General features: G+C 40.9%; 9 protein-coding genes. 2 read left to right on the top strand and 7 right to left on the bottom strand.

Translation table 11 applies throughout. From position 1 onward, the window contains the following. Positions 1-462: 462 nt before the first annotated feature. Positions 463-1308: a MurR/RpiR family transcriptional regulator gene (locus H5187_RS08360; protein WP_145240869.1), complete on the top strand. Its 846-nt coding sequence runs from the start codon at positions 463-465 to the stop codon at positions 1306-1308. A 511-nt stretch (positions 1309-1819) separates the two neighbouring features. Beyond that, positions 1820-4861 carry a TonB-dependent receptor gene (locus H5187_RS08355; protein WP_182739905.1) on the top strand — a complete coding sequence of 1014 codons (3042 nt, stop codon included), beginning with the start codon at positions 1820-1822 and terminating at the stop codon, positions 4859-4861. Between the two features lie 381 nt (positions 4862-5242). Here the strand turns inward: H5187_RS08355 and H5187_RS08350 are convergent, their stop codons facing one another. From H5187_RS08350 to H5187_RS08320, 7 genes are all read right to left on the bottom strand, one after another. Next, positions 5243-6433 carry an exo-beta-N-acetylmuramidase NamZ domain-containing protein gene (locus H5187_RS08350; RefSeq protein WP_182794679.1) on the bottom strand — a complete coding sequence of 397 codons (1191 nt, stop codon included), beginning with the start codon at positions 6431-6433 and terminating at the stop codon, positions 5243-5245. After that, complete coding sequence (murQ, locus tag H5187_RS08345; RefSeq protein WP_149981734.1) at positions 6434-7369, bottom strand: N-acetylmuramic acid 6-phosphate etherase; 936 nt, start codon at positions 7367-7369, stop codon at positions 6434-6436. It abuts the gene before it with no gap. Then, positions 7366-8271 (bottom strand): BadF/BadG/BcrA/BcrD ATPase family protein, encoded by a 906-nt coding sequence (locus tag H5187_RS08340; protein ID WP_182797713.1) that lies wholly within the window; start codon positions 8269-8271, stop codon positions 7366-7368. The genes murQ and H5187_RS08340 overlap by 4 nt, the downstream gene beginning before the upstream one ends. A gap of 2 nt (positions 8272-8273) precedes the next feature. After that, positions 8274-9860, bottom strand: coding sequence for a sodium:solute symporter (locus H5187_RS08335; RefSeq protein WP_182760997.1), 1587 nt, complete (start codon positions 9858-9860; stop codon positions 8274-8276). 116 nt (positions 9861-9976) lie between these two features. After that, a complete protein-coding gene (locus tag H5187_RS08330) occupies positions 9977-10741 on the bottom strand; it encodes a L,D-transpeptidase (protein WP_145240855.1) in 765 nt (254 codons plus the stop codon). Further along, complete coding sequence (locus tag H5187_RS08325) at positions 10738-11850, bottom strand: dipeptide epimerase (protein WP_149981738.1); 1113 nt, start codon at positions 11848-11850, stop codon at positions 10738-10740. The genes H5187_RS08330 and H5187_RS08325 overlap by 4 nt, the downstream gene beginning before the upstream one ends. A 9-nt stretch (positions 11851-11859) precedes the next feature. Further along, entirely contained in the window at positions 11860-13242 is a 1383-nt protein-coding gene (locus H5187_RS08320) for an NlpC/P60 family protein (RefSeq protein ID WP_182760996.1), read from the bottom strand. Between the last annotated feature and the right edge of the window lie 51 nt (positions 13243-13293).

Here is a 13293-nt window from a genome sequence, read left to right as displayed (position 1 = left end):
AAATAAGCGCAATCCCAAAACCACGATTAGCGGTATGTGCTTTTAGTAAACAATACATTAAATAAACCCAGTTCTCATATTGTTATTATAGTTTGGACAACTCAATTTGAGTTGTATAAACCAAACCCTATCACAGTAAAATGATTTGTAAATAATTTATTTCAACAAGTAAATTAAATAAAGATATTTTATCTCACCATAAAAACAGTGCCCAAGCGACTAGCAAATAAATCTGTTAGTTCGCGCTATTGGTGTTGTAAAATTAGATAATTAAAACTATATTATTCCAATTATTCTTAAACAATATTCCAAAACTTAATTGCGGCTATTGGGAATAATTTATTTTTTGTACGCACAGGAACAAGAGTAAAAACTAAGATGGTTACATTTGAACCTAGAATAAGTACAAATTTATTTCGATTAATGCTATAAATACGCCAAATATAAAAATAAGCGGGTAGTATGTCTACATTTGTAAAAATTAAAGCCTTACGTCAGTCCCTATCGAGCAGCGAAGCTAAGCTAGCCGACTTCACATTGAACTCAGCTAATGCTATTCGTAATCTTTCGTCTGTAGAGCTGGCTAAAGTTGTCGGCGTGAGCCAGTCAAGCGTTGTAAAATTTTCGCAAAAACTGGGCTACAAAGGCTTTCCAGCATTTAAGCTGGCTGTCATTGATGCACTCAATGATGAAACATCAGAACCAAAACTGCATGGTAAAATCACCTTAAGTGATTCACTAGAGCAAATAGCAGAAAAGCTACTCAGTAGTAAACTTGCTGTGCTTACTGAAACAAAAAACCTCAATGAAGCGCTAGCCATTGAACAGGCTGTTAGCTTGTTAAAATCAGCTAAGCGAATTTTAATTTGTGGTTTAGGGGGCTCTGCCCTGGTGGCTAAAGACTTCTCTTATAAGCTGCAAAAGTTAGGTATGCCAGCAATAGCTGAACCTGATGGTCATGCGCAGCTCGCCTATGTATCAACCTTTGCAAAAGGCGACTTAGTTATTGCGATCAGTGAATCGGGTGTTACCAGAGAAATTGCTGAAGTGGTAAAGCAGGCTAAGAAGAACGACAGTTACGTGATCTCTGTCACTAAATTTGGTAGTAATCCTGTTGCTGATCAAGCCAATGTTAGGCTTTACTCTGTGGCAGAAGAAGAGTCAGTCCGTTTATCATCGATACTTGCCCGTACTGCGCAAGACTTTGTTATTGATATTCTATTTATCGCTTTAACGCAATCGAGTCGTCAAGGTCGTAAATTACTAGAGCATTCAAATGACGTTGTTGGTGAATTTAGAAATCACTAACCAACGACATCCTAAAGAATTAAGGCCACTATTGTGGCCTTTCTTATTATAAAAACCACTTTAACAACAGCCGTGCAATAATAACCTATCTCTCGTTTGCTAATTTATAAATTATTTCTTTATTCCATGCCAACCAAAATTTTTTAGTTCATAAACAATAATTATTATTGTAACTCCAACAGTATTGTTCCAACTCAATAAAAAATCCTCCTTCTTTAGAATGAAAAACACAAAAACATGTTATTTCAATACATTAAATATGAGTAACTGCGCTAAAAATCGCGAAAACACTCCCCCAGCCTTACGCTTATATTGACAAAAAATATAACGAAACCAGTTTTTATATATTTTATTTATAGATGCAAACAAAATAAGGAAGAATTTATTCTTGACCATTAATGGCAACGCATGTTTAATGGAATAGCAACAATTGATCAAAGTTTATAACTCTGTTTGGGGAATCAACAAAGTTCAGAGCGATAAGCTAATTATAATAAGGACGGGGAAAACAATGAAAAAACATGTACCAACCTTCACTATAAGCTCGTTAGCGCAGGCCACACATCGCGCTCTGCGAGTGCCAAAAACTGCAATAACCACCGCTATAATAGCTGCCTCGCTAGCAAGTGCTCCTGCATTCGCGAATTTAAACGGTAGCATTAAAGGTAAGGTAAAAACCGAGCAAGCAAACCAATCACTAGCGGGTATAACCATTACTGCACGTAGTAACGTCATGCCAAAAGCGCGTACGGTGGTAACCCGTGAAGATGGCAGTTATGATCTCCCGCAACTAAAACCAGGCACTTATGAGCTGACCTTTGAAGACAGCAGCGGCGTTACACAAACAATAACTGTTGATGTACTGCTAGAGCAAACCTCAAGTGCTAATGTTGTTCTTGGCGGTAAAAAAGATAATGTTGAAGTAATTACAGTGACAGGCAGTAAACTATTTCGCCAAGGTAAATCAGCACTCACAAACTCATTAGGTGAAGACGGAATTAATAATGTCCCTGTAGGTCAAGATTACCGAGACCTTTTAAAGCTTGTCCCTGGTATAGAACTTTCGGCAAATTCAACGTTGGGCCCATCAGCTGGTGGATCAGGTGTTGATAACTCATATGGCTTTGATGGTGTTAATGTGTCATTGCCGATGTATGGCAACTTAGCTTCAGAGCCATCAACACACGATGTTGCCTTTGTTACTATGGACAGAGGTGGTGCAAAAGCGGTTGGCTTTAACCGTTCTGGTGGCTTTTCAATTGACACAGTATCAAAATCTGGTACGGATGAGTTTCACGGTAATATAGAATACAAAATACAACCAAAAACCTTTGTTGCAACGCCAGTAGGTGAAGAGAGCTTTGAGCTTGATAAAAACTGGTTAACCGCAAGTTTAAGCGGTCCACTGATTGAAGATACATTATATTTTTATACCTCTTATTACCGTCCTGAAGAGACCAAAGCAAACAAAAACACAGCCTATGGCGAAGTAAAAGATTATGAGAGTATCCGCGACGAATACTTTGGTAAATTAACCTGGGCACCAACTGATGATATTTTGATAAATATCTCACAACGTACCTCAGATAAAGAAGTGAAAGGCGATTCGATTGGTGCTTACGAGATGGACACTGTATCTGTCGGCAGTAAAGCTGATCAAGATATCTTTACTTTAGATGGTTCATGGATCTTAGGATCAGCAACCACACTTTCGTTCCAATATAGTAAGTTTGAATTAGAAACAGGCTCACAACCTGATACACCATTGAGTGTAATCCCTTCTTTATCAAGCCAACTTGGTATTGATGACTTAGCTCAAATGGGTTATTTCTCTGTCCCAAGCTTAAGAAGTTATGACCCAGATGAAGGATTTAGCGAAGCACAAATCGCCGCATATAATGCTGGCGCAAATGCATTAATTAATACCTATGGCTATCTTGAAGACGCAGTGATGAAAGGCGGTGGTGGTGTTGGTGCATACGCAACTTATGACAATCAAAACTTTTATCGTGATTCCTTTGAAGTTAGTTTAGAACATGAACTTAGCTGGGGCGATGCATACCACATACTCCATTTTGGTGCAAAATGGGAAGAAGGCGAAGAGCAACTAACCAGACTCTCTAACGGTTGGGGTTCAATTGCATACATTGGTGGCTTAGTTGATGCTGATGCAAACACTGATGGTTTTGACCCTGCAAATGCTATCTACCGTGCTCGAGTCCAACAAATGAGTTTAGCAACGGCTGATGGCGCGCCTGTATCAGGCATTAACTCTGAAACACGCAGCCTAAACTTTGAAATTAACGATACTATAGAATTGGGTGATTGGACTTATAACTTAGGATTATTGGTCAGCCAAGACACTTGGTATGGTCAAGGCTTAAAAGCTAAATCTGGTACTATTTCTGGCTATGAAGTTGCTCCTGGTCACAAGTACCAAATGTACCAAACCAACTGGAAAGATATGCTGCAACCTCGTTTAGGTGCAACATGGACTTATTCTGACGAAGATTCCGTATTTGCAAACTTTGCGATTTATAATCCTGAAGCGAGTTCATTATCTCGCGCAGCATCATGGGATCGAAACACTCGTGCCGAAATTGAGTTATTACTAGATGAAGCTGGTAATATTTTATCATCTTCACCTAGAAATGGTTCATCTGGTAAAGTATTCCAAGATGATATGAAACCACGTCGTATTAACGAATTTACTATCGGAACCACTAAGTATGTTGGTTCTGACTTAGTATTACGTGCCCATGTTCGTCACCGTAAAGGCATGCACTTTTGGGAGGATATGCCAAACAATGCGCGTCTAACTGATTACTCAGGTGTTGATGCCGAAGGTGTACCGCAACACATTGCAGATAAAGGCTTATATGTAGCTAACTTAGCTGATATTCGCGACGAAATTGGTGGTTCATCGTATGTAATTGCAGAGGTTGATGGCGGCGAAACCAAATACTGGGAAGCGAGTATTGAAGCCGAATACTTGGGTGAGAATAGCTACGTAAACGCTTCATATGTGTGGAGTCACTACTATGGCAACTTTGACCAAGATAACACCACAACAAGCAATGATGCGAATAACTTTATTGGTTCATCTTATTATGGTGATGGTCGCGGTCGTTACCCTTGGGATAATCGCTATGGCACACTCTCAGGTGATAAACCTCACCTGTTAAAAGTATACGGTTACTATACTCTTCCTTGGGAAGCTAACTTAGGGGCGTACTTCGTATTCCAATCAGGTAAAGCATGGGAAGCATGGGATGGAACAACATACGGATACCCTACAAGCCATATTAGCCGCTATGCAGAGTCTGCTGGTAGTCGTCGCACTGCTAGCCATTGGCAACTTGACTTAAACTATACGCAAGACTTTAAGTTCTCTGGTGATATGGAACTACAATTTCGTGCAGATCTCTTCAATGTATTTAATCGTCAAACAGGTTATAACAAAAACCCGTATGTACTTGAAGAGAAGTTTGGTGAATCGCGTAGCTACTACAATCCACGTAGCTTACAGTTATCAGTTAACTTCAAGTTTTAATCTTATGGATTAAAGTAAGCGCTCAATGGGCGCTTATTTCCCCATCCATGGTAAGGCCACAATTGTGGCCTTTTTTAATGCCCTTTTTAATGACTAATAACTCAAATCATCCCAATACAAAACAAATACCTTATTTGCTTTTAACCCACCTTGTGGCAAAGTTAAAATGCAGGTCGCGGTTTATCCCAACATGTAGGCAAAGGTTTAACGTTATTGTCGCGAGGTAAACTCGCTGCTACAAATACCCCCACTAATTGTAGTGGTTCATTTATGGAGACTATTTTTACTGTTTTGAGATTGACGCTAAAACAAGACAACATTAATTGAAAACTAAAAACGCAGCCTAAGCTGCGTTTTAAAGTTTTATAAATAAAAATAGTCTTATTGATATAACAAATATGCTGCGCGTTGCTGTTTAAAGCGAGCTAGATCTTGTTGCCAGCTTTGTTTGATTTGCAGCTCTGTTTGGCCGGCTTCGATAGCTAAACGCAGCTTATCAGTGCCTGCAAGTTTATCCATAAAGCCAGCACGTTCAAAGAACGTTTGCTCGTTTTGCATTAAAGTTTTGTAGGCTGTAATAAATAAACTTAAATCTAGTCCTTTGATTGTACTGTCTCGTAAATCAAGACCTTGCACCTCTATCCCTTTAAATTTAGGGTTCATTGATGCTCCCTCAATAGCACGCGGAGTGAAACTAAACTCCCCTAACGCAATCGGTGAATAACCTATCACTTGAAATGGAAAGTCTGTACCACGGCCAATTGTAATTGGTGTTGCTTCAAAAAAGCATAATGATGGATACAATGCAATTGACTGATCATTTGGTAAATTAGGGCTTGGCTGAACAGGTAAACTATACGTCATATCGCGGCGATAATGCGCCACAGGCACAACCGTCAAGTTTAGTGACGAAGCTTTATTTATCCACCCTTCACCTTTGATCATTTTTGCCAGCTCGCCCACTGTCATACCATGTAATACAGGAATTTCATGCATGCCAACGAAAGACTGAAATTTTAAATCTAAAACTGGCCCATCAACATAAGCAATATTTGGGTTTGGCCTATCAAGTACAATAAAATCAATGTTATTCTCAGCAGCAGCTTCCATCATGTAATGCATTGAGCTGATATAAGTGTAAAAACGCACACCAACATCTTGAATATCAAAAATAATCACGTCTAATTCGCTTAATACAGCGGTATCTGGCTTTTTATTACTGCCATAAATAGACACCACATCAATACCGGTCTTTGCATCCACCGTACTTTTTACATGCGCGCCGGCATCGTGGTCGCCACGAAAACCATGTTCAGGGGCAAATATTTTAGTAACATTCACGCCTTTTTCACGCAGTAAGTCGACTATATGGGTGCCATAAACTTGTGAAGTTTGATTAACGACTAAGCCAACTCGTTTGCCCTCAAGTTGTGGTAGGTACTGCTGATATTGTAAAGCGCCAACACTTAAATTTACTTGCGGTGTATCAGTTAAGATTGCATCGTCAGTGCTGTTGTGGGCGCATGCGCTCAAAATTAGGCATTGTAATATAACCAATAATCTAATTAACATTTATAGTTCCACCGCTTTTCGTAAAAAACCATCCGCTTGGGTTAACATTTGCTCAGCTTGGGCGGCATCTTTGCCTGTTAAGATGATTAAAATAGCCAATTTAGCACTTTGTTTTGCTTGGGCAAGCGCATCGACTCCTTGCTGATGAGTGCAATCGGTTGCTTGCATTACGATGCGGATCGCACGAGCATGCAGCTTTTCATTGCTAGCATTCACATCAACCATCAAGTTTTTATAGACTTTACCGGTGCGGATCATACTGGCTGTGCTGAGCATATTTAATACTAACTTTTGTGCAGTACCCGATTTCATACGTGTTGAACCAGTTACCGCTTCAGCGCCAACTACCGGGCAAATGCCAATATCAGGTAGTTTCATTACCGCGGAGTTAGGATTACAGGTTACTCCAACGGTGGTACATCCTATTGATTTTGCATACTCAATGGCTGCTCGCACATAAGGTGTACGGCCACTAGCGGCAATCCCTACCACGACATCTTTAGCTTGTAGATTAACGGCTTTAAGATCTTCTACGCCTAATTTTAAGCTATCTTCGGCACCTTCAACTGCTTTTTTAAAAGCCGTTTCGCCACCAGCAATTATTCCCATTACTTGTTGATCGCTGACACTGTAAGTTGGCGCGCATTCCACAGCATCTAAAATACCTAAGCGACCACTGGTGCCGGCACCAATATAAATTAAACGACCGCCTTGCTTAAATGCCGTTACAATATGATCGACCGCTTTGGCTATCTCTGGGATCACTAACTTTACAGCAGCGGCAACTTTTTGATCTTCCAAATTTATTTTGGTTAAAATTTCGCGACTATCGAGTAAATCTATATCCAACGTATCTAAGTTTTGTCCTTCTGACACAATCCCGTTCAGCTCTTCTAAAAGTGCACGCTGCTGATTAAAATTAGACTCAGGGCTCATTGTGTAATCCTTGTGTATTCAATTTGTTTAATGCGGTCGCTGGCTAAAATCACCGCACCGGCTAACGAATCCCCTTGACGGGGAGATAAATTCAGTTGTGTATTTTCATTTAATAATGCAATGGTTACGTCCGCTAAACCGCCAATAATTATGACTGGTAACTGGCTCTGACCACGACATTTTTCAATCAATCTCTCGACTTGTCGAACATGCTCACTAAGCACCGTATCGGCTATTATACACTGTGTTTTTAAACTAAAGATTAAAGGACTAAAACGCGCATAATCTAACGCTTTGGCCTTCATTAACCAACTTGATATTTGTTCTCGCTCACGGCCAACTTGTTCACTCAGCTGTTGCGTTAACAGGCTTTTAGGTTGCTCAAAGCGGTCTATTTCATCTAACAAGCATTGCACAGCACTTAACCCTAGGCGCGCACCACCGCCAAAATCATCAACCGAAAAACCCCAGCCGCCAATTAATTTTGTTTCTCCATCAGCGGATAATCTTGCTGCTACAGCGCCCGTTCCTAACGCTAACATTGCAACCGGCTGACCTAGATTTGCACCATATAATGAGGTGATTGCATCACTTACAATACTCAATTGCGCAAATTTAATATCACAGTCTAGCTGTAAGCTTGCAGTTACTCGCTCAGCCAGCACTTTAGACGAGCCGCCCGCAAGTCCCATTACCGCCAAAATTTGGCTATGCTTAGCGCCACTTTGTGCACATACGCTAGTGATCACTTGCTGTAAACTAGTAAGCGCCGTCTTAAAATCGTTATAAACTGAGGCTGCACCAGCCTGCGCAGTAAATTCTTCAGCGCTATGTAAATTCACTAATTTCGCCAGCGTTTTGGTGCCCCCGCCATCAATAGCCATTATATAGTCAATGTTCATGCCTATTGGGCTCCTACAACTGACTGGCCGCGCTGGGCAAGTTGAGGTTTACCTAAACAACACACTAAAGTCGACAACGCAGTACCAATACATAACTGCCAAGTAAAGCCTAAATAGAAGCGATCTGCTGCTGGCAATAACCAATCAATGATGTATGGTTGCATGAATAAAGTGATCATAAAGCCGACAATTAACGCCGCCAATACTGAGCCTTCACTGCCACGTTTAGTAAATAGTGTTGTAAAATACACGCCCAGTAAACCACTGTACGAAAACACCATCACACTCAGCGCAAACTTAAGAAGCGGCATATCACTGTATTGCTGCCAGAAATAACAAACTATGGCCATTAATGCTAATGATAGGCTCACAACCGCCATGCCAATACGCCCGGCTTTAACAAAATGGTTATCGGCAACTTGCTTATTTTTAGCTGCTAAATAAGGTCGATATAAATCTTGTACAATGACCGACGACATCGAGCTTAAACCGGAGTTTAATGTTGAAATGGCCGCGGCAATGATACCGACGCTAACTAAACCTTTAACACCAGCAGGAGCCTCATTAAGTACGTAGTACATAAAAATAGTGATTTTTTCACCATTAAATTCTTGTACGACTTGCGCACCGTCACTGTTCATTAATGCTGGCTGCTGATAAACGATATAAAGTAATAAACCAATAAAGATAAATACCAACATCACGGGAATAACCATCACGATAGAAAGTAGTAATGCTTTACTGCCTTCTTTGTCACTCTTACACGTCAGTAGACGCTGTGTCATATCTTGATCAAGACCAAAGGCGGCAATGTTAAGTAATACAAAGCCGGTTAATACCGACGCCATATTGAACACCCCACTTGGGCCAAAATCTAAATCAAATTTGAAAATCGCCAGCTTTGAATCAGCACCGGGGGTTGGCTCATTTAAGGTTGCTAAAATAGTTGAAAAATCAGCGGGGATCAGTACCAACAAACACCAGATAACGGCAATCGCAGCACTGACATATACGACACTTTGCAGCACATCAGAATAAATTACACTGCGAATACCACCAAATACGGTATACAACAAACCCGCAAGTGCTAATAGCAAAGTCGCTATAATCACACTTTCTGCGGCTATATTACCGTATAAAATCATCGCTACTGCAATCGCGGCCATATATAGACGTGCGCCACTGGCGAACACTCGGCCAAATAAATACATTAAGCCGCTGCGGCGTTTAGCTTTTGGCCCTATGCGCTTTTCAAGCAGTTCATAAACGGTGTACACTTTTTGTTGATAAAACTTAGGGATCAGAAAAATAGAAACAATAAATGCAGCTATGAATGCGCCAATGTTCGTCGCTAAATACGATAAATCACCTTGATAACCCTGATCAGGTCCACCAATAAAAGTGGCAGCAGACTGTGAAGTAGCTAATACCGAAATAGCCACCATCCAGGTCGGCATACTATTACCGCCTAAAAAGAAGTCTTTACTTGAGTTGGCGCGCTTACGGTTAAACCACCAACCACTGAGTAATAAAATTGCTCCGTAGCTTGCGAATACGAGCCAATCAAGCAAGGTGTATTGTGCACTCATTTATTATCCCAATTTCAAACCAATTAATGGAATATATTATTCCATTAAATTAATAAAAAGAAAACAATTTTATTATTTACTTTGTAAAGCCACGCGATCGCGTGGCTGTACACGTATTATTTAATCGCTGGTAACTTCCAAAGCAATTGTTTTTGTTGATATTGTTCGCTAGGTAAGCTCACTAACAATGGTTTTTTCTGTTCATCTAACCAAGCTAACAAGGTATCCATATTCTGCTCAGTCATTGCAGTACAACCGGCAGTTGGTTTATTTTCTGCGCGCCATAAATGCATAAAGATACAACTGCCTGCACCATCAACATTTTGACTATTGTGCTTAACCACTAAGCCTTTTTTGTAAAGGTTATCTTGGCTGTAAATATCACGGCGCATCCACTCAGACGAGTCTTTGACAGCAGCCTCTCCTACCACTGACTTATTAACTAGCTGGTTATAAAATGGCGAACCTTTGACATCAACACAATAGTCGTCAGCAGTCATACCTTGGTAGGTCATATTGGTTTTTAATGAATCTAAATAACCAAACGCGGTGCCGAGTTCAAAAATACCAGCGGGAGCTTTACCATCGCCTTCTTGTTTTTGTTCGCCCGCTTGAGCTGGGTGTAAACCAATACCCCACGCAAGACCGGTGCGCCCAAGTACCACACTGTGACCTTGGCCTTGTTGTTGCCATTGTCCTGCAACACGCTCAAATCGATACAATTGTGCGGCAATGGCTTGCCAATCATCTGCAACCACCACCACTAACTGTTGGCTTTGCTGTGGGATAACTGCAGCACTTGCAGCTGCTGATGTACTTGCACTATTTGCACAGCCGCTGAGGGCTGCAGTGGTGATTAATGTTATTATTATTTTTTTCATAACGGCCAAATTCCATCGTTTATCGGTTGTAATGTGTCGATACTTTTAATCCCCAAGCCAGGACCATCACTTAACGTGATCGCTGGGCCATTAAATTCCACACCGCCTTGCACCGGATCATATTGTCCAAGCGCTGGACCGTCTAAGTCTATTTTACTGATCTGCTGGGCTTTTGCAGACGCTAAATGCGCAGCACCTGCAACGGCAATACTGCCTTCTAACATGCAACCGATCATACAATCAGCTTGATACTGTGCAGTAATATTGGCAATTTCAATAGCACGACTTAAGCCACCCGTTTTCATGACTTTGATATTGATAATATCAACAGCATTTTGCTCTAATAATTGAATTACTTGCTTGGGCGAAAAGGCACTTTCGTCAGCCATGATCGGCGTATTTACCCGCTCAGTAATATACTTTAAACCTTTAAAATCATCACTTTTCACTGGCTGTTCAACAAGTTCTAATTCAACATTGTGGCTTTCTAATTGCCGTAAAGCAAACACCGTTTGTTTAGCATTCCAGCCCTGATTTACATCCAAACGAATTTGCGTTTGCTGGCCAAAACCTTGATAAATCGCCTTCACTCGTTCGATATCTTGCTGTAAATCATTGCCAATTTTTACTTTTAAAATATCAAAACCTTGCGCTACAGCCACAGCACAATCACTGAGCATTTTATCAATATTATCAACGCTAATAGTGATATCAGTTCGTAATGTTTGACTACCACCGCCGAGCAATTTATACAGCGGCGCTTGATATAATTTACCCCACAAGTCATACACAGCCAGCTCGAGTGCGGCTTTAGCGCTGTAATTTGCCACCACACTTGATTGGATCACTTGGCAAATTTGATTGAGGTTTTCGATTTCCATACCAATTAGTTTTGGCGCTATAAATTGTTTAATAACGCTAAGGATACTTTGGTGAGTATCGCCGGTTATTACTGGCGTAGACGCCGCAGCACCATAGCCAATTTCGCCTTTATCGGTTTCAATTAACACCACTAAGTCTTCAATATAGCTCACTTCACGCAGCGCTGTTTTGAACGGCGTAACTAATGGCACTTTAAGTTTGGCAAAACGTATCGCCGTAATCTTCATTTTTAACTCCTAGCGAATACGCTTAATATTATAAGTACGGTCTAAATAGCTCTGAGTTTGCGATAAACGCAGTGGCAATAAAGGCGTTACCGATACCCCATTAAGTGAACTTGAATAAAAACTACCATCAGCCTTGTTATAACCCAACCCTTTAACATCATGGATCACATACGGTTGACCGTCTTGTTCACCTAAGTACATCATTACATGGCCTGGTATATAAATTAAATCGCCCACTTGCATGTTATTAACTACCGCTAATTTATCGCTTTCATTGCTGGTTTTATCAAAACGGTGATTAGTACCATACTCCCCCTTCCCCTGCTGACCTGAATTACGCGGCATTAATAGACCAAATGATTTATATATTTCGCCAACAAAACCAGTGCAGTCACGGCCATTATAGTCGTGTCCCCAACCGTAGCGTTCGCCTAAAAATTTAAACCCTTGTTTTATTAAATGCTGTTGGGTGTAAGGTAAATACCCTAAATGCACATCACTGCTGCGACTGATCAAGGCAGGCTTAATAACTAACTGACCTTGTTCCCCGCGGGTTGGCAGTTGCACAACATAATTAGCGTAGGTGTTTTGGCCATTTAATAAATGAGGGGTTTTTTCTGCAGGCATTAGAGGCAGACGAACGCCCATGTCCAATTGCACTTGCGATGTAGTGGCATCATTAGGCACGTAAGCAGTATTTACTTTTGCGCCAGTTATCAATAAAAAGTCATCGTTATTTTTAAATTCACGAAGTGTGCTTTTATTCGATATCGCAATATCAGCTTTGGGCGCCCATGCTAGATAGTTATAAGCGCGCACAAGTAACCATTTCTTATCGGCACTTTCATGCAAAATAGCCACTGTATCACCGGGGAACAATCCGCTTTCTTGAAAACGGTCTAAGTCATTATCTAAGCCACTATTTAATACTCGGTCCGACGTTGGAAAAGTACGCAGGACTGAGCGCTTTACCACCATGGCATAACTAACTTGATTATTATCTGCCACAGCGTCTAAATTCAAATTGGCTAGATATTTTGCAAAATGCTTATTACTTAATGCCACGCCATTAGGGTAAAAACGCGGGCTTTTTGGTACCGCACTAATACTGAGAATATATGCCTTTAACTGCTCACGAGTTAGCTGAGAGGCAAAATCGAGTGGATCGACAATATGTTCATTGTCAGCAATCAATTGTTTATTAAATGCCGCGATTTGCGCTGCACTCATCAGAGTTTTATCTGTCACTTGGCTTAACCAGTGCTGCGGGGTTAATTGAGATTGAGTGACCCCGATGACATCTGATTGCCACGTGTTAGCCGCCGCAATGACGGGTGCCATGGTAATAATACTTGCTAATGAAATACTCAGGGCGATAAATGTATGTCGCATTCGTGGGTTCCCTATTATCAATTTGCTTGGTAAGTCGTGCTGTGTGCTACT

The sequence above is a fragment of the Pseudoalteromonas sp. SG44-1 genome (assembly GCF_014164315.1).
GTDB classification, from domain to species: Bacteria; Pseudomonadota; Gammaproteobacteria; order Enterobacterales; family Alteromonadaceae; genus Pseudoalteromonas; species Pseudoalteromonas rhizosphaerae.
The sequence above is the reverse complement of the archived record's forward strand: the minus strand, read 5'-3'. Positions and strand labels throughout refer to the sequence as shown.